General features: G+C 68.1%; 20 protein-coding genes. 2 read left to right on the top strand and 18 right to left on the bottom strand.

The window, feature by feature from the left end; translation table 11 throughout:
• Window positions 1-173: 173 nt before the first annotated feature.
• Window positions 174-587, top strand: coding sequence for an NUDIX hydrolase (locus TBU01S_RS07505; protein WP_217999583.1), 414 nt, complete (start codon window positions 174-176; stop codon window positions 585-587).
• Here the strand turns inward: TBU01S_RS07505 and argJ are convergent.
• Together argJ and secA are read right to left on the bottom strand one after the other, a co-directional pair.
• Window positions 565-1,803 (bottom strand): bifunctional glutamate N-acetyltransferase/amino-acid acetyltransferase ArgJ, encoded by a 1,239-nt coding sequence (argJ, locus tag TBU01S_RS07500; protein WP_068636021.1) that lies wholly within the window; start codon window positions 1,801-1,803, stop codon window positions 565-567. The two genes, TBU01S_RS07505 and argJ, sit on opposite strands and share 23 nt — an antisense overlap.
• 19 nt (window positions 1,804-1,822) lie before the next feature.
• Window positions 1,823-4,552 (bottom strand): preprotein translocase subunit SecA, encoded by a 2,730-nt coding sequence (gene secA, locus TBU01S_RS07495; RefSeq protein WP_068636020.1) that lies wholly within the window; start codon window positions 4,550-4,552, stop codon window positions 1,823-1,825.
• A gap of 108 nt (window positions 4,553-4,660) precedes the next feature.
• Here secA and TBU01S_RS07490 point away from each other — a divergent pair, with 108 nt between their 5' ends.
• Entirely contained in the window at window positions 4,661-5,092 is a 432-nt protein-coding gene (locus TBU01S_RS07490; RefSeq protein ID WP_068636019.1) for a DciA family protein, read from the top strand.
• A gap of 45 nt (window positions 5,093-5,137) precedes the next feature.
• Here TBU01S_RS07490 and TBU01S_RS07485 read toward each other — a convergent pair whose 3' ends face one another.
• The 16 genes from TBU01S_RS07485 to rsmH all read right to left on the bottom strand — a co-directional run bounded on the left by TBU01S_RS07485 (window position 5,138) and on the right by rsmH (window position 23,053).
• Window positions 5,138-5,326: a hypothetical protein gene (locus TBU01S_RS07485; RefSeq protein ID WP_068636018.1), complete on the bottom strand. Its 189-nt coding sequence runs from the start codon at window positions 5,324-5,326 to the stop codon at window positions 5,138-5,140.
• Between the two features lie 28 nt (window positions 5,327-5,354).
• The gene (gene lpxC, locus TBU01S_RS07480; protein ID WP_068636017.1) at window positions 5,355-6,281 is read right to left on the bottom strand and encodes a UDP-3-O-acyl-N-acetylglucosamine deacetylase; all 927 of its coding nucleotides are present in this window, start codon (window positions 6,279-6,281) and stop codon (window positions 5,355-5,357) included.
• A gap of 280 nt (window positions 6,282-6,561) precedes the next feature.
• On the bottom strand, window positions 6,562-7,710 hold the full coding sequence (ftsZ, locus tag TBU01S_RS07475; protein WP_068636016.1) for a cell division protein FtsZ: 1,149 nt from the start codon (window positions 7,708-7,710) through the stop codon (window positions 6,562-6,564).
• Window positions 7,711-7,867: 157 nt separating this feature from the next.
• Window positions 7,868-9,097 (bottom strand): cell division protein FtsA, encoded by a 1,230-nt coding sequence (gene ftsA, locus TBU01S_RS07470; RefSeq protein ID WP_068636015.1) that lies wholly within the window; start codon window positions 9,095-9,097, stop codon window positions 7,868-7,870.
• Window positions 9,097-9,966 (bottom strand): cell division protein FtsQ/DivIB, encoded by an 870-nt coding sequence (locus tag TBU01S_RS07465; RefSeq protein WP_068636014.1) that lies wholly within the window; start codon window positions 9,964-9,966, stop codon window positions 9,097-9,099. The genes ftsA and TBU01S_RS07465 overlap by 1 nt, the downstream gene beginning before the upstream one ends.
• Window positions 9,959-10,873, bottom strand: a complete 915-nt coding sequence (locus TBU01S_RS07460) for a D-alanine--D-alanine ligase (RefSeq protein ID WP_068636013.1) — start codon at window positions 10,871-10,873, stop codon at window positions 9,959-9,961. Before TBU01S_RS07460 ends, TBU01S_RS07465 begins: the two co-directional genes overlap by 8 nt.
• Complete coding sequence (gene murC / locus TBU01S_RS07455; RefSeq protein WP_068636093.1) at window positions 10,870-12,285, bottom strand: UDP-N-acetylmuramate--L-alanine ligase; 1,416 nt, start codon at window positions 12,283-12,285, stop codon at window positions 10,870-10,872. The genes TBU01S_RS07460 and murC overlap by 4 nt, the downstream gene beginning before the upstream one ends.
• Window positions 12,286-12,381: 96 nt before the next feature.
• On the bottom strand, window positions 12,382-13,452 hold the full coding sequence (murG, locus tag TBU01S_RS07450) for an undecaprenyldiphospho-muramoylpentapeptide beta-N-acetylglucosaminyltransferase (protein WP_068636012.1): 1,071 nt from the start codon (window positions 13,450-13,452) through the stop codon (window positions 12,382-12,384).
• Complete coding sequence (gene ftsW / locus TBU01S_RS07445; RefSeq protein ID WP_088178851.1) at window positions 13,449-14,675, bottom strand: putative lipid II flippase FtsW; 1,227 nt, start codon at window positions 14,673-14,675, stop codon at window positions 13,449-13,451. The genes murG and ftsW overlap by 4 nt, the downstream gene beginning before the upstream one ends.
• Window positions 14,672-16,075, bottom strand: coding sequence for a UDP-N-acetylmuramoyl-L-alanine--D-glutamate ligase (murD, locus tag TBU01S_RS07440; RefSeq protein ID WP_068636011.1), 1,404 nt, complete (start codon window positions 16,073-16,075; stop codon window positions 14,672-14,674). The genes ftsW and murD overlap by 4 nt, the downstream gene beginning before the upstream one ends.
• A complete protein-coding gene (gene mraY, locus TBU01S_RS07435; protein WP_068636010.1) occupies window positions 16,072-17,160 on the bottom strand; it encodes a phospho-N-acetylmuramoyl-pentapeptide-transferase in 1,089 nt (362 codons plus the stop codon). Before mraY ends, murD begins: the two co-directional genes overlap by 4 nt.
• Window position 17,161: 1 nt before the next feature.
• The gene (locus TBU01S_RS07430; protein WP_068636009.1) at window positions 17,162-18,574 is read right to left on the bottom strand and encodes a UDP-N-acetylmuramoyl-tripeptide--D-alanyl-D-alanine ligase; all 1,413 of its coding nucleotides are present in this window, start codon (window positions 18,572-18,574) and stop codon (window positions 17,162-17,164) included.
• Window positions 18,571-20,070: a UDP-N-acetylmuramoyl-L-alanyl-D-glutamate--2,6-diaminopimelate ligase gene (locus TBU01S_RS07425; RefSeq protein WP_068636008.1), complete on the bottom strand. Its 1,500-nt coding sequence runs from the start codon at window positions 20,068-20,070 to the stop codon at window positions 18,571-18,573. The genes TBU01S_RS07430 and TBU01S_RS07425 overlap by 4 nt, the downstream gene beginning before the upstream one ends.
• Entirely contained in the window at window positions 20,071-21,843 is a 1,773-nt protein-coding gene (locus TBU01S_RS07420; RefSeq protein ID WP_068636007.1) for a peptidoglycan D,D-transpeptidase FtsI family protein, read from the bottom strand.
• Entirely contained in the window at window positions 21,840-22,109 is a 270-nt protein-coding gene (ftsL, locus tag TBU01S_RS07415; RefSeq protein WP_068636006.1) for a cell division protein FtsL, read from the bottom strand. The genes TBU01S_RS07420 and ftsL overlap by 4 nt, the downstream gene beginning before the upstream one ends.
• Window positions 22,106-23,053 carry a 16S rRNA (cytosine(1402)-N(4))-methyltransferase RsmH gene (gene rsmH / locus TBU01S_RS07410; RefSeq protein WP_068636005.1) on the bottom strand — a complete coding sequence of 316 codons (948 nt, stop codon included), beginning with the start codon at window positions 23,051-23,053 and terminating at the stop codon, window positions 22,106-22,108. Before rsmH ends, ftsL begins: the two co-directional genes overlap by 4 nt.
• Between the last annotated feature and the right edge of the window lie 2 nt (window positions 23,054-23,055).

Here is a 23,055-nt window from a genome sequence, read left to right as displayed (position 1 = left end):
TCGGATGCCTTGCGGCCGGAAACCCAAGCTATCGTTTCCATCCCGGCAAAGGTAGGCGCTGGAATACCGCCTGTCTGCCGGCCTCATCCCGGGAGCATGCCATGCCGGAAAGAACCTCCCCTTCACATCCCGCCGAGCCGCCGCTCCGGCCGATCGCAGCGACCATCGCCGCGGTGTTTCTCGACGGCCGCATACTCCTGGTGCGGCGAGCCAATCCGCCCGATGCCGGACGATGGGGTTTCCCGGGCGGAAAGATCGACGCCGGAGAGACGATCGAGAATGCGGCAGTCCGCGAACTGCTCGAAGAAACCGGCGTTCACGCCGAGGCGCATCGGGTCTTCACCGCGGTCGATGTCTTCGACCGCGATGGCGGCGGCAGGCTGCGCCGGCACTTCGTCCTGATTGCAGTGCTGTGCAAGTGGCAGTCGGGCCAGCCGATCGCCGGAGACGACGCACTCGAAGCAAGGTGGTTCGAGCTCGACGAGCTGGATGAATCAGGACTCGCGCTCAGCCTCGATGTCGCGCGAGTGGCACGCCAGGCAGCAGTCGTTTTCGAGCAGGATCTCAGGAGCGGTAATCCGCATTGATCCTGACGTAGTCGTACGAGAAGTCGCAAGTCCATACCCTCGCGGCAGCCTGGCCGCGGGCGAGGTCGATGCGCACCGACAGTTCGGCGTGCTGCATGATGCGCGCGCCCGCTTCTTCGACGTAGGACGCCGCCCGGCCGCCGTGCTCGGCGACCAGCACGGCTTCGTCCGGATTGCCGAGCCACACGCGCAGCTTCGACACCTCCAGGTCGTCGATGCCGGCATAGCCGATCGCGGCCAGGATGCGGCCGAGGTTGGGATCCGAGGCAAAGAAGGCCGTCTTCACCAACGGCGAATGCGCCACCGCATAGCCGACCTTGCGGCACTCGTCGCGATCGCGGCCGCCTTCGACCGCGACCGTCATGAACTTGGTCGCGCCCTCGCCGTCGCGCACGATGGCCTGCGCCAGCGCGATCGACACCTCGACCACCGCATCGCGCAGCGCCTGGTAGTCGGCGCCGCTGGCGGCGGCGATCTCGGCGTTGCCGGCCCGGCCGGTGGCGATCAGGATGAAGGAATCGTTGGTCGAAGTGTCGCCATCGACCGTGATGCTGTTGAAGGACAGGTCAGCCGCTTCCCGGACCAGTGCATCGAGCACCGGCTGGGCGACGGCGGCGTCGCAGGCGAGGAAGCCAAGCATCGTCGCCATGTTCGGCCGGATCATGCCGGCGCCCTTGCTGATGCCGGTCAGCGTCACGGTCCTGCCGCCGACCTGCACCTGCTTCGACACCGCCTTGGCCAGCGTGTCGGTGGTCATGATTGCGTGCGCGGCGTCGAACCAGCCGTCGGCGCGCAGATCGGCGATCGCGCGCGGCAGGGCGGCGATCAGCCGGTCGACCGGCAGCGGCTCCAGGATCACGCCGGTCGAGAACGGCAGCACCTGCCCGGCAGCGATGTTCATTTCCTTCGCCAGCGCCGCGCAGGTACCACGCGCAGCGGCCAGGCCGGGCTCGCCGGTGCCGGCATTGGCATTGCCGGTGTTGATGACCATCGCCCGGATCGCCCCGGACGGCAGGTGCTCGCGGCACACCTGCACCGGTGCCGCGCAGAAGCGGTTGCGGGTGAACACGCCCGCCGCGCGGCTGCCTTCGGCGAGTTCGAGCACGGTCAGGTCGCGGCGGGCGGCCTTGCGGATGCCAGCTTCGGCAACACCCAGACGGACGCCGGCAACCGGCAGCAGATCGGCAGGATTCGGAGTATTCAGATTGACGGCCATGTGCTTCTCCGGAAAAGGCTCAATTCAACTGGCCGTGGCAATGCTTGTATTTCTTGCCCGAGCCGCAGGGGCAGGGATCGTTGCGGCCGACGCGCGGCCCGGCCTGCGCAGGCTGCGGCCCCTTCGCCGCCTGCGCGGCATTGGCGGCAGCCAGCACTTCGTCCTGGTCGGCATGGTGGTACTGCACGTTTTCCAGCGCAGGCGGCATTTCTGCCTCGTCGAGCTGGGCTTCGGTGCGCACCTGGACCGTCATCAGGATCTTGGTGACGTCGGCGCGGATCGCGTCGAGCAGGGTTTCGAACAGCTCGAAGGCTTCGCGCTTGTATTCCTGCTTGGGGTTCTTCTGCGCATAGCCGCGCAGGTGGATGCCCTGGCGCAGATGGTCGAGCGCGGCGAGGTGCTCGCGCCAATGGGTATCCAGGCTCTGCAGCATCACGTTGCGTTCGAACTGATGCCAGGCCGAGACATCGACCAGCGAGATCTTGGCGGCATAGGCTTCCTCGCCCGCGGCGATGATACGTTCCAGCATCGCCTCGTCGTCCAGGCTCGGCTCGGCCTTGATCCATTCGCCCACCGGCAGCTTCAGCGCCAGCTCGGCGGCCAGCGCCAGCTCCAGGCCGGGGATGTCCCACTGCTCCTCGACGCTGTCCAGCGGCACGTAGCGGCGGAGCACGTCATTCAGCACCCCCTGGCGCATCGCCTGGACGGTGTCGGAGATGTCCTCGGTCTCGAGCAGTTCGTTGCGCTGCTGGTAGATGACCTTGCGCTGGTCGTTGGCGACGTCGTCGTATTCCAGCAACTGCTTGCGGATGTCGAAGTTGCGCTGCTCGACCTTGCGCTGCGCCGATTCGAGCGAGCGGGTGACCATGCCGTGCTCGATGGCCTCGCCTTCGGGCATCTTCAGCCGCACCATGATCGCGTTCAGGCGCTCGCCGGCGAAGATCTTCATCAGCGGGTCTTCCAGCGACAGGTAGAAGCGACTGGAGCCCGGATCGCCCTGGCGGCCCGAACGGCCGCGCAACTGGTTGTCGATGCGGCGCGACTCGTGGCGCTCGGTGCCGATGATGTGCAGGCCGCCGGCGGCGATCACCTGCTCATGCACCTTGGCCCAGTCCTCGCGCATCGCGGCGATCTTCGCTTCCTTTTCGTCCTGCGGCACGCTGTCGTCGTCGCGCACCGCGGCGACCGGCCGCTCGATGTTGCCGCCGAGGACGATGTCGGTACCACGGCCGGCCATGTTGGTGGCGATGGTCACCACCCCCGGACGCCCGGCCTGGGCAACGATCTGCGCTTCGCTGTCGTGCTGCTTGGCGTTGAGCAACTGGTGCTCGATCCCGGCCTTCTTCAGCAGGTTCGAGAGGAATTCGTTGGTTTCGATCGAGGTGGTGCCCACCAGCACCGGCTGGCCGCGCTGCACGCAGTCGCGGATGTCCTCGATCACCGCGTCCCACTTCTCCTTCGCGGTGCGATAGACCTTGTCGTTCTCGTCCCTGCGCTGGGTGGGCCTGTTGGTCGGGATCACCACCGTTTCGAGGCCGTAGATGGAGTGGAACTCGAAGGCTTCGGTGTCGGCGGTACCGGTCATGCCGGCCAGCTTGCCGTACATGCGGAAGTAGTTCTGGAAGGTGATCGAGGCCAGGGTCTGGTTCTCGGCCTGGATGCGCACGCCTTCCTTGGCCTCGACCGCCTGATGCAGGCCGTCGGACCAGCGCCGGCCGGCCATCAGGCGGCCGGTGAATTCGTCGACGATGACGACTTCGCCGTTCTGCACCACGTAGTGCTGGTCCTTGTGGTACAGCGCATGGGCGCGCAGCGATGCGTACAGGTGATGCACCAGCAGAATGTTGCCCGGATCGTAGAGGCTGGTGCCTTCGGCCAGCAGGCCCATGCGCATCAGGATCTGCTCGGCATTCTCATGGCCATCCTCAGTCAGCAGCACCTGGTGCGACTTCAGGTCGACGGTGTAGTCGCCCGGCTCGGTGATGTTGTCGCCCTCGCCTTCCTGCTTCTTCAGCAGCGGTGCAACCTGGTTCATCTTCAGGTAGAGCTCGGTGTGGTCCTCGGCCTGGCCGGAGATGATCAGCGGCGTGCGCGCCTCGTCGATCAGGATGGAGTCCACCTCGTCGACGATGGCGAAGTTCAGCGCGCGCTGCACCCGCTCGCTGGCCGCATAGACCATGTTGTCGCGCAGGTAGTCGAAGCCGAACTCGTTGTTGGTGCCGTAGGTGATGTCGGCCGCGTAGGCCGCCTGCTTCTGGTCGTGCGACATGCGCGACAGGTTGCAGCCCGTGGAGAGGCCGAGGAAGCCGTAGATCCGTCCCATCCACTCGGCGTCGCGGCTGGCGAGGTAGTCGTTCACCGTGATCACATGCACGCCCTTGCCGGACAGCGCGTTCAGGTAGGCGGGCAGCGTGGCGACCAGGGTCTTGCCCTCGCCGGTGCGCATTTCGGCGATCTTGCCGTGGTGCAGCACCATGCCGCCGACCAGCTGGACGTCGAAGTGGCGCATGCCATGCACGCGCTTGCCGGCCTCCCGCACCACCGCGAAAGCCTCGGGCAGCAGCATGTCGAGCGCTTCGCCGTTCGCCACGCGTTGCTTGAACTCGGCGGTCTTGCCGCGCAGCTCATCATCGGACAATGCGGAGATTTCCGGCTCGAACGCGTTGATCTTGCGCACGGTCTGGGAATACTGGCGGACGAGGCGGTCGTTGCGACTACCGAAGATTTTCTTGAGCAGGCCGGAGATCATGTTGGAGGTGGACGTCGATTCGGCAAAGGCGCGAGTTTATCATGCCGCGCAGGGCACCCCACTGCGCACCACGGCACGACCTTCCGCATTCCTCCTTTCCCACGCCCCATGAGCCGCCTTCTCCATCGTTTTCTCGGCAGCGCCGAATCCCTCGCCCGCCTGCAGGACCACGCCGCCCGCCTGCGGCGGCTGCAGGGCACGCTGGAAGCCGCGCTGCCCCTGCAACTGGCAGAGCAGTGCCATGTGGCCAACCTGAAGGACGACGTGCTGGTCATCAGCACGCGCAACGGCGCCACCGCGGTGCGGCTCAAGCAGATGCTGCCCAGCCTGCAGGAGCACTTCCTGCGCGCCGGCCACGCGCTGGGTACGATCAGGGTCAAGGTCGGCACGCCGGAACAGACGGCCTGGCGCCCGCCCGCGACGGAGCGCCACATTTCGGCCAATGCCAAGGCCAATCTGTCGGAGTTCGCCGCCTCGCTGCCACCGGATTCACCCTTGCGCGAATCTCTCGAGCGCCTGGTCAGGCGCGGGCGCGAGTAGCAGCGGGAAAAGTGGCGGGCGCGAAAACAGGCGGCCCAAGGCCGTTCAGATCATCGGCACCAGCACGCGCTCGATGGCGAACAAGGCCAGCACGGCCAGCAGCAGCACGACGACGATGCGGAAAGCCTTCCACGCCCACAGCTTGAAGCGCGGGTTGCCGGTGATCAGCCACAGGATCACCGAGCCGCCGATGGCGAGCACCGCCAGCAACAGCAGCAGACGCATGATCAGCATCGCCGTCGCTCCGTGATCGTGGCCGGCATCAGGCCTGGGCCGGCAGGGCGTCGCCGAACTGGTGGACGACGGCCGGCGGCGCGGCCCTGGGCTGCTCGAAGCTGACGACCTCCCAGGCTTCGCGGTCTTCGAGCAGCACGCGCAGGATCTGGTTGTTCAGCGCATGGCCGGCCTTGTGCGCCGTATAGGACGCCAGCAGCGGATGGCCGCACAGATAGAGGTCGCCGATGGCATCGAGCACCTTGTGCTTGACGAATTCGTCGGCGTAGCGCAACCCCTCGGCGTTGAGCACACGGTACTCGTCCATCACGATCGCGTTGTCGAGGCTGCCGCCGAGTGCGAGGCCGTTGGACTGCATGAACTCCACGTCCTGCATGAAGCCGAAGGTGCGCGCGCGGGCGACGTCGCGGATGTAGGAGTGGGTGGCGAAATCGACCTTGACCGAGGTCGCCGTGCGGTCGATCGCGGGATGGTCGAAGACGATGGAGAATTCGAGGCTGAAGCCGTCGTAGGGGTCGAGGCGCACCCACTTGTCGCCTTCGCGGTATTCGACCGGCTTCTTCACGCGCAGGAACTTCTTCGGCGCCTTCTGCTCCTCGATGCCTGCCGACTGCAGCAGGAACACGAAGGGCGCGGAGCTGCCGTCGAGGATGGGGATCTCGGGCGCATCGACATCGACGTGCAGGTTGTCGATGCCGAGGCCGGCCAGCGCCGACATCAGATGCTCGACGGTGCCGACCTTCTCGCCGTTCTTCTCCAGGCCCGAGCACATCCGCGTGTCGCAGACGGCGTAGGGATCGGCCGGCAGGGTCAGCGGCGGATCGAGATCGACGCGGTGGAAGACGATGCCGGTGTCCGGTGCCGCCGGACGCAGCACCAGCGTCACCTTGCGCCCGCCGTGCAGACCGACGCCGGTGGCCTTGACGATGGATTTGAGGGTGCGCTGCCTGATCATTGTTAAATTCCTTATATCGGCCAGCAGTTTAGCACGCACCCGCCGACGGTACGGACTATGGGTGCAATGCAGCAAAGCTGTTGCATGGGCACCCCCGCCGCCGCTCAACTCCTCTCCCCCACACGCGGGATGGGCTGTGGAAGCGGGGAACAGGCATGCAAGCACTGCCGCCCCAAGACGAAACGGGCATCTGCCGCGAACCGGAGGCGGCGGTTCACGGCAGATGCCCGTCGGACGCCAGGCACCGCGAAGCGGCGCCCGGCACCGGAGCAGACGGCGGTCAGTCGGCCTGGCGGCGCAGGAAAGCCGGGATGTCGTAGGTGCCGACGCCGCTGGTGCTCATCGCTTCGACCGTGGTGCGGCGGCCGGTGCGCATCACCGCCGGCACGTCGAGGCTGTTCATGTCGACCGCGCCGCTGCCGCCCATCGCCGGGCCGTAGGTACCGGTGCCCTTCACCACTTCCATGATCGGCTGGCGGGCCGAACGCGGCGCACCGAGGCCGGTGGCGACGACGGTGATGCGGATGCGGTCCTCCATGCTTTCCTCGAACACCGTGCCGTACTTGACGAAGGCTTCCGGCGCGGCGAAGGCCTGCACGGTCTTCACCGCGTCGCGCACTTCGGACATCTTCAGCGACTTGCTGGCGGTGATGTTGATCAGCACGCAGCGCGCCCCCGACAGCTCGGTGCCTTCGAGCAGCGGCGACACCGCAGCCTGTTCGGCGGCGATGCGGGCGCGGTCCATGCCGGCGGCTTCGGCCGAGCCCATCATCGCGCGGCCCATTTCGGCCATCGCGGTGCGCACGTCCTGGAAGTCGACGTTGACCAGGCCGGGGACGTTGATGATCTCGGCAATGCCGCCGACGGCCGAGCGCAGCACGTTGTCGGCCGAACGGAAGCACTCCTCGAAGCCGGCGTCGTCGCCATAGACGTCGAGCAGCTTGTCGTTGAGCACGACGATCAGCGAATCGACGTGGCGGGTCAGCTCCTCGACGCCGCTTTCGGCGACGCGGATGCGGTTCTCGAAGTCGAATGGCTTGGTCACCACGGCGACGGTCAGGATGCCCATTTCCTTGGCGATCTCGGCCACCACCGGCGCAGCGCCGGTGCCGGTGCCGCCGCCCATGCCGCCGGTGATGAACACCATGTGCGCGCCTTCCAGCGCGGCGGCGATCTCCTCGCGCGACTCCTGCGCCGCGGCACGTCCGGCTTCCGGCTTGGAGCCGGCGCCGAGGCCGGTGCTGCCGAGCTGGACCTTGTGGGACGCCAGGCAGCGGTTCAGCGCCTGGGCGTCGGTGTTGGCGGTGATGAAATGCACCCCCTTCACCCCTTCACGGATCATGTGGTCGACGGCATTGCCACCCGCGCCACCGACACCGATCACCTTGATGACCGTACCGGACGGTTCCTTCTCAACGATTTCAAACATTTGCCTCGCCTCCTGAATTAACGGCCCTGCTCAACAACGAATGCCGATCCGCCTGCATCTAGTAAATTCCGGAAAGTGTAATACTAAATACGGGCTGCCAAATCGGCCTTCATACAAAATGACACCATGACAAAATTCCTGGACTTTTCGCGTCCGCTCAGAAATTGCGTTCGAACCACGACTTCATGCGGCCGAAGAACTGTTTCACGCTGCGCGTGTCGCGTGCCTGGAAACCCCGCCGGCGCTGCGCCGCGCCTTCCATGACCAGGCCCATCGCGGTGGAGTAGCGCGGCTGGCAGACCACGTCCGCCAAGCCGCCGTCGTACTGCGGCGCGCCCACGCGCACCGGCATGTGGAACACGTCCTCGCCCAGCTCGGCCATGCCGCGCATCACCGCCGAACCGCCGGTCAGCACGATGCCGGACGACAGCAGTTCCTCGTAGCCGCTGCGGCGCAGCTCGGCCTGGACCAGTTCGAACAGCTCGGACACGCGCGGCTCGATGACGTCGGCCAGCGCCTGGCGCGACAATTTGCGCGGCGGCCGGTCGCCCACGCCGGGCACTTCGATCATCTCTTCCGGGTCGGCCATCTGGTGCATCGCCACGCCGTGGCGGATCTTGATTTCCTCGGCCTCGGCGGTCGGCGTGCGCAGCGCCATGGCGATGTCGTTGGTGATCTGGTCGCCCGCCACCGGAATCACCGCGGTGTGCCGGATCGCGCCCTGGGTGAACACCGCGATGTCGGTCGTGCCGCCGCCGATGTCCACCATGCAGACCCCCAGCTCCTTCTCGTCCTCGGTCAGCACCGCATAGCTGGAAGCGAGCGGCTGCAGGCTCAAGTCCATGACTTCCAGGCCGCAGCGGCGCACGCACTTGATCACGTTCTGCGCCGCCGACACCGCGCCGGTGACGATGTGCACCTTCACCTCCAGGCGCACGCCGCTCATGCCGATCGGCTCGCGCACGCCGCCCTGGCCGTCGATGATGAATTCCTGGGTCAGGATGTGCAGGATCTGCTGCTCGGCCGGAATCGGCATCGCCCGTGCGACCTCGATCACCCGATCGACGTCGGTCGGCGTGACTTCCTTCTCCTTGATCGCCACGGTGCCGCTGGAGTTGAAGCTCTTGATGTGGCTGCCGGCGATGCCGGTATAGACGTCGTGGATCTTGCATTCGGCCATCAGCTCGACCTCCTGCAGCACGCGCGAGATCGCATCCACCGTGGCTTCGATATTGACCACCACGCCGCGCTTGAGGCCGTTGGTGGGCTGGGTGCCCAGGCCGACGACGTTGAGCCGGCCGTCGGGCCGCACCTCGGCCACCATGCAGGTCACCTTGGTCGTGCCGATGTCGAGTCCGACGATCAGTTCCTTGTATTCCTTGCTCATTACCTGCCCTTTCTGCCACTTTGCGGCGCGGCTTGCAGCAGCACCGTGCCGTCGGTCGGCGTCAGCGCAAATCCGCTCGGGTAGCGCAGATCCGCCACCTTGATGTCGATGTCGACCTGCTCGCGCACTCGCGGCCACACCGCGATGAAGCGCTTGAGCCGGTCGGCGAGTAGAGACCGTTCCTGCTCGCGGCCGAGCATGATCACCAGGCCGTTGTCGAGCTTGAGCTGCCAGGCTTCACGCGCCGACAGCGCCAGTCCGACCAGCCGCACGCCCATCGGCTGCAGCAGTTCGGAAAATTCGCCATGGCGCGCCAGCAGCCAGCCCGAGGTCCCCTGCGGCCCGTCGAAATGCGGCATGTCGGCGTCGCTGGCAGCGACGAAGACTTCGCCCTGCGCATTGACCAGCCGCGCGTCGCCGCTGTCGGACACCGTCCAGTAGGCCACCGCCTGGTGCTCCTCGATGCGCAGTTCGAGCGCATCGGGCCAGCGCCGGCGCACCTCGGCCTTGCGCACCCAGGGCAGCTTCTCGAAGGTCGCCTTCACCGCCTCCAGATCGACGGTGAAGAAATTGCCGTCGATCGCGGTACGCGCGGCGTACTCGAGTTGCTCCCCGGTGACCTGCGCCGGCGGCGTCAGCACCACGACCTCGCCGATCGGGAACAGCGGCCGCGACACGAACCAGATCATCAGCGCCCAGCCCAGGCCGACCGCCCCCAGCAGGGTCAGCAGGTCCGAGATCAGGTTCAGCAGCGCCGGCCTGTGCCACAGCCCCTTGCCGTCGCGCGCCGCGGCCGCCCGCGCCGCCGGCCGGGCGGAACGGATGGCGGCAGGACGAACGGCCGCGGGCCGGGCACCGACTTCAGCCAAGACGGGCTCCTTCGAGAATCTTCAGGCACAGGGCGTCGAACTCCAGCCCGGCCACACGCGCCGACATCGGCACCAGCGAATGGCTGGTCATGCCGGGCGAAGTGTTCATTTCCAGCAGATAGGGCTTGCCTTCGGCGGTCAGGATCAGGTCGCCGCGGCCCCAGCCGCGGCAGCCGAGCACGCGCGCGGACTTCATCACCAGTGCCCGCAGTTCGGCCTCCTGCCCGGCCGGCAGGCCGCAGGGGCAATCGTAGCGGGTGTCGTCGGTGAAATACTTGTGCTGGTAGTCGTAGTTGCCGTCCGGCGCGACGATGCGCACCAGCGGCAGCGCCTGGTCTTCGAGGAAGGGCGCGGTCAGTTCCTGGCCTTCGATGAATTCCTCGGCGATCACCAGGCTGTCGTAGCGCGCCGCCAGCTCCCAGGCCGCCTGCAACTGCTCCGCGGCGGCGACCTTGGTCGCGCCCATGCTCGAGCCTTCATGCACCGGCTTGACGTAGATCGGCAGGCCGAGCTCGGCCACCACCGCATCCCAGTCGGTCCCGGCATCGAGAATGGCGTAGCGCGGGGTCGGCAGGCCGCAGGCCAGCCACACCATCTTGGTGCGCCACTTGTCCATCGACAGCGCCGAAGCCATCACGCCGCTGCCGGTGTAGGGAATGCCCATCAGTTCCAGCGCGCCCTGCACCGTGCCATCCTCGCCGCCGCGGCCGTGCAGGGCGATGAAGGCGCGCTCGAAGCCTTCGTCCTTCAGCGCGTGCAGGTCGCGCTCGGCCGGATCGAAGGCATGCGCATCCACGCCGGCGCCCTGCAGCGCGGCCAGCACCGCCGCGCCGGACATCAAGGACACCTCGCGTTCGGCCGACGTTCCGCCGAACAGCACCGCAACCTTGCCGAACCGCGCCTTCACGTCACGTCCTCGATCGATGCGAGCTTGCCCGGCACCGTGCCGATGCTGCCCGCGCCCATGGTGATCACCACGTCGCCGTCGCGCGCGGTGGACAGAATCATCTTCGGCATGTCGGCGATGTCCTCGACGAACACCGGCTCGACGCTGCCGGCGACGCGTATCGCACGCGCCAGCGAGCGCCCGTCGGCGGCGACGATCGGCGCCTCGCCGGCGGCATAGACTTCGGCCAGCAGCAGGCCATCGACCGAGGACAGCACCTTGACGAAGTCCTCGAAGCAGTCGCGCGTGCGGGTGTAGCGATGGGGCTGGAAGGCCAGCACCAGGCGACGGCCCGGGAAAGCGCCGCGCGCCGCAGCGATCGTCGCCGCCATTTCCACCGGGTGATGGCCGTAGTCGTCCACCAGCGTGAAGCTGCCGGCCTCGTCGCCGTCCAGATCGACCAACTGCACTTCGCCGTAGCGCTGGAAGCGGCGGCCGACGCCGCTGAAGTCCGCCAGCGCCTTGGCGATGGCCTCGTCCGGCACCTGCACTTCGGTCGCCACCGCGATCGCCGCCAGCGCATTGAGCACGTTGTGCATGCCGGGCAGGTTGAGCTCGATCGGCAGCCGCGTGGTCGAGCCATTGACCCGCACGCAGTCGAACAGCATCCGCCCGCCGTCGGCGCGCACGTTCTCGGCGCGGATGCTGGCGCTCGGCGACAGGCCGTAGCGCACGATCTGCTTCGACACCTGCGGCATGATCTCGCGCACGTTGGCGTCGTCCTCGCACAGCACGGCGACGCCGTAGAACGGCAGCCGCTGCAGGAAATCGACGAAAGCCTGCTTGACCCGGCCGAAATCGTGGCCGTAGGTGTCCATGTGGTCGGCGTCGATGTTGGTGACGACCGCGACCATCGGGCTCAGCAGCAGGAAAGACGCATCCGACTCGTCGGCCTCGGCCACCAGGTACTCGCCCTTGCCGAGGCGCGCGTTGGCGCCGGCAGCGTTGAGCCGGCCGCCGATGACGAAGGTCGGGTCGATGCCGCCTTCGGCGAGGATGCTCGCCACCAGCGAGGTGGTGGTGGTCTTGCCGTGGGTGCCGGCGATGGCGATGCCCTGCTTGAAGCGCATCAGCTCGGCCAGCATCAGCGCGCGCGGCACGACCGGGATGTTGCGCTCGCGCGCCGCCACCACTTCCGGGTTGTCCGGCTTGACCGCGGTGGAAGCCACCAGCACGTCGGCGCCGGCGACGTTGCCAGCCGAATGGCCGCGCATGACGCGAGCGCCCATCTTCTGCAGCCGGCGCGTCGCGGCGTTGTCGCCGAGATCGGAGCCGCTCACCGCATAGCCCTGGTTCACCAGCACTTCGGCGATGCCGCTCATGCCGGAGCCACCGATGCCGACGAAGTGGATGTTCCTGACCTTATGCTTCACGGCCATATTCCTCATGGCGGTCGAGCAGCGCCCCGAACGGCGCCTTGGCGTCGCGAGCCCATGCTCCGACGAAATGGATGTTCCCGAGCTTGTGCTTCATGTCCTGTCTCCGCCGGCCAGTGCCTCGCAGACGCGCGCCACTTCGGCAGCCGCCTGCGGGCGGGCCAGGGCACGGGCGTTCTCCGCCATCTGCAGCAGGCGCGGACGGTCGATGCTGGCGAGGATGCCGGCCAGCCGTTCGGCGTTGAGTTCGGTCTGCGGCAGCAGATAGGCCGCGCCGCGATCGGCGAGGAAGCGGGCATTGCCGGTCTGGTGATCGTCCACCGCGTACGGGAAGGGCACCAGCAGGCTGGCCGCCCCCACCGCAGCGAGTTCGGACACCGTCAGCGCGCCAGCGCGGCAGATCACCAGGTCGGCCTCCGCGTAGGCGCTCGCCATGTCGTCGATGAAGGGACGCAGTTCCCCCTCCACCTGCGCGCTCGCATACGCGGCGTGCAAGGCCTCGATCTGCTTCTCGCCCGCCTGGTGCAGCACCTGCGGCCGGGCGTCGGCCGGCAGGCGGGCGAGCGCGGCCGGCACCGCGTCGTTGAGCGCCGCCGCGCCGAGGCTGCCGCCGACGACGAGAAGCTTCAGTGGCCCTTCGCGGCCGGCGAAACGCTCGCCCGGCGGCGCCACGGCGGCGATCTCGGCGCGCACCGGGTTGCCGACCCAGCGGCCTTTCCCCAGCACCTCGGGGAAACCCGTCAGCACCCGCTCGGCGACGCCGGCCAGCACGCGGTTGGCCAGCCCCGCCACCGAGTTCTGCTCGTGCAGCACCAGCGGACGGCCGAGCAGCGCCGCCATCATGCCGCCGGGGAAGGTGATGTAGCCGCCCATGCCCAGCACCACGTCGGGCCGGCTGCGGCGCAGCGCGCGCAGCGCCTGCCAGAAGCCGGACAGCAGGTTCAGCGGCAGCATCAGCTTGCGCACCAGGCCCTTGCCGCGCAGCGCGCCGAAGCGCACCCAGGCGGTGTCGTAGCCGCGCGCCGGCACGATGCGGGCTTCCATGCCGTCCGGATTGCCCATCCAGACGATGCGCCAGCCGTGCTCGCGCAGGGCTTCGGCCACCGCGATGCCGGGGAAGATGTGGCCGCCGGTGCCGCCGGCCATGACCATCAGCGTCTTCATGGCTGGACCCCGCGCTTCAGTTGCCGCACTTCCCAGTCGCAGCGCAGCAGGATCGCCAGCGCGATGCAGTTGGCGACGATGCTCGAGCCGCCGAAGCTCATCAGCGGCAGGGTCAGGCCCTTGGTGGGCAGCAGGCCCATGTTGACGCCCATGTTGATGAAGGACTGCACGCCGATCCACAGGCCGATGCCCTGCGCCACCAGGCCGGCGAAGTAGCGTTCGAGCCGGATCGCCTCGCGGCCGATCACGAAGGCGCGCTGCACCAGCACCGCGAACATGGCGATGACCGCGATGATGCCGACGAAGCCGAGCTCCTCGGCGATGACCGCGAGCAGGAAATCGGTATGCGCCTCGGGCAGGTAGAACAGCTTCTCCACGCTCGCCCCCAGGCCGACGCCGAACCATTCGCCGCGGCCGAACGCGATCAGCGCGTGCGACAGCTGGTAGCCCTTGCCGAAGGCATCCTTCCACGGGTCCATGAAGCCGAGCACGCGCTCCAGGCGGTAGGGCGACACCAGAATCAGGATGACGAAACCGATCACCGCGGCGATCGCCAGCAGCGCGAACACGCGGCCATTGATGCCGCCGAGGAAGAGCACGCCGAAGGCGATCGTGGTGATGACGACGAAGGCGCCGAAGTCCGGCTCGCGCAGCAGCAGGAAGCCGACGAACAGGATCACCGCCATCATCGGCAGGAAGCCGCGCTTGAAGCTGCTCATGGCGTCGAGCTTGCGCACCGTGTAGTCGGCGGCATACAGCGCGGCGAAGATCTTCATCAACTCCGACGGCTGCAGGTTGACCGGCCCGAGCGACAGCCAGCGCTGCGCGCCATTGACTTCGCGCCCCACGCCCGGAATCAGCACCACGATCAGCAGCACCACACCGGCCACGAACAAGGGCATCGCCAGTTGCTGCCAGCGCGCCATCGGCAGTTGGAAGGCGAGCAGCCCGCAGCCGATGCCGACGGCCATGAACACCGCATGGCGCGCGACGAAGTAATAGGGCTGGTAGTTGGTGAAACGGCTGCCTTCGGCGATCGCGATCGAAGCCGAATACACCATCACCAGTCCGAGCAGCAGCAAGCCGATGGCCGACCAGATCAGCAGCGGATCGAGTTCGCGCATCGAGTTGCCGCCGCGCGCGAAGCGATCGCCCCCTCTCGGCGCCGCGGACTTGCCCGAAACGGCGGAGAACATGTTCGTCAGGCTGGAGCCGAGTTTCATCGCGCGTCGACCTCCGGCAAGCGCCGCACCGCGGCAATGAACACTTCGGCGCGATGGGCATAGCCGCGGAACATGTCGAAGCTGGCGCAGGCGGGGGACAGCAGCACCGCATCCCCTTGCTGCGCCAGTTCAGCGGCACGAACAACCGCGGTTTCGAGATCGGCAGCATGCTCCAGCGGAACACCTGTACCTGCCAATGCAGCTTCGATCAGGGCCGCATCGCGGCCGATCAGCAGTACCGCGCGCGCCCTGCCGGCGACCGCGGGCGCGAGCGGCGAGAAATCCTGACCCTTGCCGTCGCCGCCGGCGATCAACACCACCGGACGGTCGAAGCCGTCCAGCGCGGCGACCGTCGCGCCGACGTTGGTGCCCTTGGAATCGTCGTAGAAGCGCACGCCGTCGGCGCGCTCGGCGACCAGCTCGACACGGTGCGGCAAGCCGCGGAAGGCACGCAGGCCGGCAATCAACTGCGCGGGTGCCATGTCCAGTCCGGCTTCGCACAGCGCCAGCGCGGCCAGCGCGTTGGCGGCGTTGTGACGCCCGGCCAGCGCCAGCTCGGCCAGCGCCAGCAGCGGCTGGTGGCCGCGCACCAGCCAGTCGGCGCCGTTGTGGCAGGCGATGCCGTAATCCGTCTCGGCGCCGTGCGGAGCGTCGACACCGAAGCGGATCACCCGGCGGCCCGGCAGCGCCATCGCCGCGACGCGCGCGTCCTGGCGGTTCAGCACCTGCACGCCCTGCCCCTGGAAGATCGCGGCCTTGGTCGCGGCATAGGCCTCGACGCCGGCATAGCGGTCCAGATGGTCGTCGCTGACGTTCAGCACCGTCGCCGCCTCGGCATCCAGGCCGTCCAGAGTCTCGAGCTGGAAGCTGGACAGCTCCAGCACCCAGCAGGCGGGCAGCTCGATGCCCAGCTCCAGGCGCTCCATCAGCACGTCGAGCGCCGCCGGGCTGATGTTGCCGGCGGCGACCGCGTCGATGCCCGCCGACTGCGCCAGCGCGGCAGTCAGCGCCGTGGTCGTGGTCTTGCCGTTGGTGCCGGTGATGGCGAGGATGCGGCTGCGCCCGCGCACGCCGAGTTCGGCCAGCGCCTGCGCCAGCAGGCTCATTTCGCCGGTGACGGGCAGGCCGCGGCGGCAGGCTTCGGCGGCGACGCCGGTGCGCGGATCGAGCCCGGGGCTGAGAGCGACGAGATCGATGCCATCGAGCACTTCGGCGCCGAAGCCGCCGCTGACGATTTCGGCCAGCGGCGCGTCCTCGCGCAGCGCCTCGAGGCCGGGCGGCACGGCACGGCTGTCGGCGACGCGCAGGCGCGCGCCGCGCAGCGCGCACCAGCGCGCCATCGCCAGGCCCGATTCGCCGAGCCCGAGCACCAGAACGTGTTTGCCCGTCAGTTCGCTCATCTCAGTTTCAGCGTCGACAACCCGAACAGCACCAGCATGATGGTGATGATCCAGAAGCGGACCACCACCTGCGTTTCCTTCCAGCCACCCAGCTCGTAGTGGTGGTGCAGCGGCGCCATGCGGAAGATGCGCTTGCCGCCGCTGGCCTTGAAGTACAGCACCTGCACCATCACCGACAGGGTCTCGGCGACGAACAGCCCGCCCATGATGAAGAGCACGATCTCCTGGCGCACGATGACCGCGATGGTGCCCAGCGCCGCGCCCAGCGCCAGCGCGCCGACGTCGCCCATGAACACTTCGGCCGGATAGGCGTTGAACCACAGGAAGCCCAGCCCGGCGCCGCAGATCGCGCCGCAGAACACCGCCAGTTCGCCCGCGCCGGCAACGTAGGGCACGCCGAGGTACTTGGCGAAGCCGGCATGGCCGGCGACGTAGGCGAAGATCGCCAGCGCGCCGGCCACCATCACCGTCGGCATGATCGCCAGGCCGTCGAGGCCGTCGGTGAGGTTGACCGCGTGGCTGGTGCCGTTGATGACGAAATAGGTCAGCGCGACGAAGCCGACGATGCCCAGCGGATAGGCCACGGCCTTGAAGAAGGGCACGATCAGCTCGGTCTGCGCCGGCGTGTCGGCGCTGAGGCCGAGGTAGATCGCCGCCGCCAGCGCGATCGCCGAGGTCCAGAAATACTTCCAGCGGCTGGCCAGCCCCTTGGGGTCGCGGTGCACGACCTTGCGCCAGTCATCCACCCAGCCGACGGCGCCGAAGCCGAGGGTGACGAGCAGCGTCACCCAGACGTAGTCGTTCTTCAGGTCGCCCCACAGCAGCACGGTGATGCCGATCGAGATCAGGATCAGCGCGCCGCCCATGGTCGGCGTGCCGGCCTTGGTCAGGTGCGACTTGGGGCCGTCGTCGCGCACCGCCTGGCCGATCTTCTTGGCCGCCAGCCAGCGGATGACGCCGGGGCCGGCGATCAGCGAGATCGCCAGCGCGGTCAGCGCGGCCAGCACCGTCCGCAGCGTGATGTAGCCGAAGACGTTGAAGCCACGAATGTCCTGGCCTAGCCAGAGTGCGATTTCCAACAGCATGTCAGGAGCCGGTTCCGTTCGAAGGGGCAGGATTGTGCACTGCCGCAAGCGCATCCGCCACTCTTTCCATACGCATGAAGCGCGAGCCTTTCACCAACACCACCGAGTCCGCATCGAGCCGTGCCGACAGCGCCCGGACCAGTGCTTCGGGCGAGTTGAAGTGGTGTCCGCCCTCGCCGAAATTGCGCACCGCCACCGCCGTCATGTCGCCCAGCGCGAACAGGCCGTCGATGCCCTTGCTCTTGGCGTAGCCGCCGATCTCGTCGTGCACCTGGGCGCTGGTTTCGCCCACTTCGCCCATGTCGCCCAGCACCAGCCAGGTATGGCCCGGCATCGCCGCCAGCACGTCGATCCCGGCACGCACGGAGTCGGGATTGGCGTTGTAGGAATCGTCCAGGATCACCGCGCCGCTCAAGCCTTCGCGCCGCTGCAGGCGGCCGCGGCTGCCGGCGAAGGCAGCCAGGCCTTCGGCCACCGCTTCGAGTGTCGCACCGGCCGCCAGGCAGGCCGCGGCGGCGCCGACGGCGTTACGCACGTTGTGCAGGCCGGGCACCTGCAGCGCGAATTCGATGCGGCCCTGCGGCGTGTCGAGTCCCACCCGCGAGCCGAGGCCGCGAAGGGTAGCTTGTCCGCGCACGTCGGCAGCGCGGTCGATACCGAATGTCACAATCCGGCGCCCGTCGTTGAGGCGGCGCCAGCCGTCCGCATGCGGATCGTCGGCATTGATCACGGCGGCGCCGGCCGTACCGAGCCCGCCGTAGATCGCGCCCTTCTCCTGCGCGACTTCGTCCAGCGTGCCCATGCCCTGCAGGTGCGCGCGCTGGGCATTGTTGACGATCGCCACCGTCGGCTGCGCCAGCCCGGTGAGATAGGCGATCTCGCCCGGCTGGTTCATGCCCATCTCGATCACCGCGGCGCGGTGGAAGTCGCGCAGGCCGAGCAGGGTCAGCGGCAGGCCGATGTCGTTGTTCAGGTTGCCCTGCGTCGCCAGCACCGACTCGTCGCAGAAGCCCTCGCGGCGGGCCTGGGCGCGCAGGATGGCGGCGCACATTTCCTTCACCGTGGTCTTGCCGTTGCTGCCGGTGATGCCGATCAGCGGCAGTGCGAAGCGCGCGCGCCAGGCCGCGGCCAGCGTGCCGAGCGCGCGCCGGGTATCGTCGACCACCACTACCGGCAGCACCGGCGCGGGGTTTTCGGCGAACCAGCGCGCATCCACCAGCGCAGCCGCCGCGCCGGCCTCGGCCGCGGTGCCGACGAAAGCATGGCCGTCGAAGCGCTCGCCCCGCAGGGCGACGAACAGCTGGCCCGGCACCAGCGCCCGGCTGTCGCTGCCGACACTGCCGAAACGCACCATGGCGGTGGCATGCGCGCCGTGCGCGGCGAGCGCGCGGGCCGCATCCTGCAGGCTCATCATCGCTGCGCACCTCGGGCATGCCAGGCGCGCAGGGCAAGATCGGCCTGTTCGAGATCGGAGAACGGCAGGCGCCGGCCATGGATTTCCTGGTAAGGCTCGTGGCCCTTGCCGGCGATCACCACCACGTCGTCCGCCGCCGCTTCGGCGACGGCGAAGCCGATCGCCCGGGCGCGATCGACGATGCACTCGGCTGCCGGCCCCGCCCCGGCCGCAACCGCTTCGAGGATCTTCTGCGGATCCTCGGTACGCGGATTGTCGCTGGTGACGATGACGCGATCGGCCAACCGGCGCGCCACCTCGCCCATGATCGGCCGCTTGCCGGGATCGCGATCACCGCCGCAGCCGAACACGCAGACCAGTCTGCCCTGACGCGAGTTCACCGTCGGCCGCAGGGATTCGAGCACCTGGGCGAGCGCGTCCGGCGTATGCGCGTAGTCGATCACGATCAGCGGTTCGCAGACGCCGCCCACCAGTTGCATGCGCCCTTCCGGCGGCTGCAGGCGCGCCAGATGCGGTGCCAGTTCGTCGAACGGAAGACCGTGGACGAGCAGGGCCGCGGCGACCAGCAACAGGTTGGAGACGTTGAAATGCCCGACCACGCGCACCTGGACGTCCACAGTGCGCCCGTCCCAGTGCAGCGCGAAGCGGAAGCCGGTGGCGGACGACTGCAGCCGGTCGGCGAACAGCACGCGCGCGCCGGGCACGGCATCGGCATTGGCCTGGTACAGCGTGCAGGCGATCACCTCGCGGCCTTCGCCGGCCAGGCGCCGCGCCAGCATCAGCCCGAACGGATCGTCGATGTTGATGATCGCGGCCGCGCTGCTGCCCAGCGCGAACAGGCGGGACTTGGCCTCGCCATAGACTTCCATCGAACCGTGATAATCGAGGTGGTCGCGGCTCAGGTTGGTGAAGATCACCGCATCGAAGCAGGCGCCGTTCACCCTGCCCTGGTCGAGGCCGATCGACGACACTTCCATCACTGCCGCGCCCGCGCCGGCCGCAACGAAGCCGGCCAGCAGCCGATGCAGTTCCAGCGCGTCGGGCGTGGTGTTGAGCGCGCTCTCCAGTTCCCCCGGAAAGCCGTTGCCGAGCGTGCCGACGATGCCGCAGCGCGTCCCCAGGCCCTGCAGCGCGGCAGCGAGCATCTGGCTCACCGTCGTCTTGCCGTTGGTCCCGGTCACGCCCGCCAGCCAGAGTTTTTCGGACGGACGGCCGTATATCTCGTGAGCGAGATGCCCGGCAAGCTCGCGCAGACCTTCGACCGGCAGCGACGGCACCGGCAGGTGACCCGGGTTGAAGCCGTCGGCGCTTTCCCACAGCACGGCCGCAGCCCCCCCCTCGATCGCCGAAGCCAGGTAGCGGCGGCCGTCGGTACGAAAACCCGGCCATGCCGCGAACACTTCGCCGGCGCCGAGCTTGCGCGAATCGGCGGTGATGCCGGCAGGCTGCACGCCCGCCGCACGCAGGCAGGCCAGGATCGAGGCGACCCTGCCCATTTACATGCTCTCCTGCGCCACGCCGGCCGCCTCGCTTTCTTCGCTCTGGCGACGGGCAAGATGCAGCGGCGTCAGCGGCGCGTCCGGCGCCACGCCCAGCGAGCGCAACGAGCCTTCCATGATGCGCGAGAACAGCGGTCCGACCACGGTGCCGGCGTAGTAGCTGCCGGCGCTCGGCTCGTCGATCATCACGGCGACGACCAGGCGCGGGTTCGAAACCGGCGCGAAGCCGACGAAGGAGGCGATGTAGCGCTTGACGTAGCGGCCGTTCTCGATCTTCAGCGCGGTGCCGGTCTTGCCGCCGACGCGGTAGCCGGCCACCTGGGCCCTGGTCGCGGTGCCGCCGGTCTGGGTCACCGACTCCAGCATCGTGCGCATCGCCCGCGCGGTCTCGACCGAGAAGATCCGCCGTCCATTGCTGGGCCTGCCTTCGAGGCGGGTCAACGACAGCGGAACGAGTTCGCCATCGCGTGCAAAGGCGAGATAGGCGCGTGCCATCTGGATCAGGCTGACCGAAATGCCGTGGCCGTAGGACATCGTCGCCTGCTCGATCGGCTTCCAGCTCTTGGCCGGGCGCAGCCGCCCGCCGCTTTCACCCGGGAAGCCCAGATTGAGCGGCTTGCCGAAGCCCAGGTCGTCGAACAGCTGCCACATCTCGGTCGGCGTGAAATGCTGGGCGAGCTTGACCGTGCCGATGTTGGAGGACTTCTGGATGACCTCGGCGACGGTCATCGGCTTGGCATGGCGATGCGAATCCGAAATCGTCGCCGTGCCGATGGTCATGCGGCCGGCGGTCGCATCGATCATCGTCGTCGGCCTGACCTTGCCGCGGTCGAGCGCCAACCCGGCAATGAACGGTTTCATGATCGAGCCCGGCTCGAAACTGTCGGTGAACACCCGGTTGCGCAACTGTTCACCGGTCAGGTTGCGGCGGTTGTTGGGGTTGAAGGTCGGCGCATTCACCATCGCGAGGATCTCGCCGCTGCGCGAATCGATGACCACCGCCGCGCCCGCCTTGGCCTTGTGCTCCTTCATCGTGTCGCGCAGCGCCGACCAGGCGAGGTACTGGATCTTGCCGTCGATCGACAGCGCCACCTCCTCGCCTTCGCGCGGCGGGCGGACGGCCTCGGCACCTTCGATGATCTGGCCGCGGCGGTCCTTGATCACGCGGCGCAGGCCGGGCTCGCCGGCGAGCTGCTTGTCGAAGGCCAGTTCGATGCCTTCCTGGCCCCGGTCCTCGACGTTGGTGAAGCCGAGAATGTGCGCCATCACTTCGCCGCCCGGGTAGTAGCGGCGGAACTCGCGCTGCTGGTGGATGCCGGGCAGTTCGAGATCGGCGATGCGCTGGGCCACTTCCGGCGACAGCTGGCGCTTCAGGTAGACGAAATCACGCTGGCTGGCGAGCTTCTCGTTGAGCTCGCGCACATCCATTTCCAGCATCCGCGCCAGTTCGCGCACCTGCGCGGGTTCGAGCTTGGCGTCGGCCGGCATTGCCCATACCGAACGCACCGGCGTGCTGACCGCCAGCATGTCGCCGTGGCGGTCGGTGATGCGGCCGCGCGTGGCCGGAATCTCGATCGTGCGCGCATAGCGCGACTCGCCCTTGGCCTGCAGGAAATCGTTATTGACGCCCTGCAGATACAGGGCGCGCCCGGCCAGGGTCATCGACCCCGCCAGCAGCGCGAGCAGCAGAAAGCGCGGGCGCCACATCGGCAGCTCGCGCTTGAGCAAGGGGTTGTGATTGAAGGTGACCGCGCGCTGGTTCTTCTTCATGATGACGGCTCCACCACCAGGACCTGGCCCGGCACGGGCGGGCGCATGCCCAACCTTTCCCGCGCGAGCTTTTCCACCCGGGCATGCGCTGCCCAGGTGCTTTGTTCAAGTTGCAATTGACCCCATTCCACTTCGAGGCTGTGCGCCCGCGCCTGCTCGCGCTCGAACTCGGCATACAGCTTGCGGGCCTGGTGCTGGGCGGAGACCACCCCCAGCGCACTCGCCACCGTCAGCGCCACCAGCACGGCATCGAAGCGCATCTTCATGCTTCGCTCCCGGCGCGTTCGGCCACCCGCATCACCGCGCTGCGCGAACGGGGGTTGGCCGCCACTTCCGCGGCAGCCGGCCGCAGCGCCTTGCCGATCAGGCGCAGGCGGGGCGGCGGCAGCTCGGCGGCACGGACCGGCAACCGGGCCGGCAGCACTGGCGGACGGGATTCGTCACGCATGAAACGCTTGACGATGCGGTCTTCGAGGGAATGGAAGCTGATCACCACCAGCCGCCCGCCCGTACCGAGACGGTTCACGCAGGCAGGCAGCACGCGCGTCAGCTCCTCGAGCTCCTGATTGATGAAAATCCGTAGAGCCTGGAAGGTGCGTGTCGCCGGGTGCTGCCCCGGCTCGCGTGTACGGACCGCTTTTTCCACGATCGCGGCAAGTTGTCCAGTGGTTGCAACAGCCCCCCCTGTCCGAGCAGTTGCAATCGCCTTTGCAATCGCATGAGCAAACCGTTCCTCGCCATAATCCCTGATCACCTCCGTCATCCGGCCGACGGACGCTTCCGCCAGCCAGTCCGCCACGGTCTGCCCGCGGCTGGTATCCATACGCATGTCCAGCGGCGCATCGAAGCGAAAGCTCATGCCTCGCGCCGCCTCGTCGAGCTGGGGTGAGGACACCCCGAGATCCAGCAACACCCCATCCACCTGCACCACACCCAGCTCGCCCAGCACTGCGTCCAGCGAGCTGAAAGCCTCATGCACCAGCGTCAGCCGTGCATCACCCAGTGCCCGGCCCGCCGCAATCGCCGCCGGATCGCGGTCGAAGGCGATCAGCCGCCCCGCCGGTCCGAGACGTTCGAGCACGGCGCGGCTATGTCCGCCACGGCCGAAAGTGCCGTCGACGTACACCCCGCCCGGCTTGACGTCGAGCGCATCGAGCGCCTCTTTCAGCAGCACGGTGACGTGGGCAGCAGGCACTTCGGCAGCATTCATCG

The sequence above is a fragment of the Thauera butanivorans NBRC 103042 genome (assembly GCF_001591165.1).
Taxonomy (GTDB): domain Bacteria; phylum Pseudomonadota; class Gammaproteobacteria; order Burkholderiales; family Rhodocyclaceae; genus Thauera; species Thauera butanivorans.
Note: the sequence above shows the minus strand (reverse complement) of the source record. Positions and strands in the feature narration are given on the sequence as shown.

Bases quoted from the DNA above. Each gene is read 5' to 3' on its own strand.
- lpxC (WP_068636017.1), bottom strand. From the start codon at position 6,281: ATGATCAGGCAGCGCACCCTCAAATCCATCGTCAAGGCCACCGGCGTC.
- ftsZ (WP_068636016.1), bottom strand. From the start codon at position 7,710: ATGTTTGAAATCGTTGAGAAGGAACCGTCCGGTACGGTCATCAAGGTG.
- TBU01S_RS07425 (WP_068636008.1), bottom strand. From the start codon at position 20,070: ATGGGCAGGGTCGCCTCGATCCTGGCCTGCCTGCGTGCGGCGGGCGTG.
- TBU01S_RS07485 (WP_068636018.1), bottom strand. From the start codon at position 5,326: ATGCTGATCATGCGTCTGCTGCTGTTGCTGGCGGTGCTCGCCATCGGC.
- rsmH (WP_068636005.1), bottom strand. From the start codon at position 23,053: ATGAATGCTGCCGAAGTGCCTGCTGCCCACGTCACCGTGCTGCTGAAA.
- secA (WP_068636020.1), bottom strand. From the start codon at position 4,552: ATGATCTCCGGCCTGCTCAAGAAAATCTTCGGTAGTCGCAACGACCGC.
- TBU01S_RS07490 (WP_068636019.1), top strand. From the start codon at position 4,661: ATGAGCCGCCTTCTCCATCGTTTTCTCGGCAGCGCCGAATCCCTCGCC.
- argJ (WP_068636021.1), bottom strand. From the start codon at position 1,803: ATGGCCGTCAATCTGAATACTCCGAATCCTGCCGATCTGCTGCCGGTT.
- mraY (WP_068636010.1), bottom strand. From the start codon at position 17,160: ATGCTGTTGGAAATCGCACTCTGGCTAGGCCAGGACATTCGTGGCTTC.
- ftsW (WP_088178851.1), bottom strand. From the start codon at position 14,675: ATGAAACTCGGCTCCAGCCTGACGAACATGTTCTCCGCCGTTTCGGGC.
- ftsL (WP_068636006.1), bottom strand. From the start codon at position 22,109: ATGAAGATGCGCTTCGATGCCGTGCTGGTGGCGCTGACGGTGGCGAGT.
- ftsA (WP_068636015.1), bottom strand. From the start codon at position 9,097: ATGAGCAAGGAATACAAGGAACTGATCGTCGGACTCGACATCGGCACG.
- murG (WP_068636012.1), bottom strand. From the start codon at position 13,452: ATGAAGACGCTGATGGTCATGGCCGGCGGCACCGGCGGCCACATCTTC.
- TBU01S_RS07430 (WP_068636009.1), bottom strand. From the start codon at position 18,574: ATGATGAGCCTGCAGGATGCGGCCCGCGCGCTCGCCGCGCACGGCGCG.
- TBU01S_RS07420 (WP_068636007.1), bottom strand. From the start codon at position 21,843: ATGAAGAAGAACCAGCGCGCGGTCACCTTCAATCACAACCCCTTGCTC.
- murD (WP_068636011.1), bottom strand. From the start codon at position 16,075: ATGAGCGAACTGACGGGCAAACACGTTCTGGTGCTCGGGCTCGGCGAA.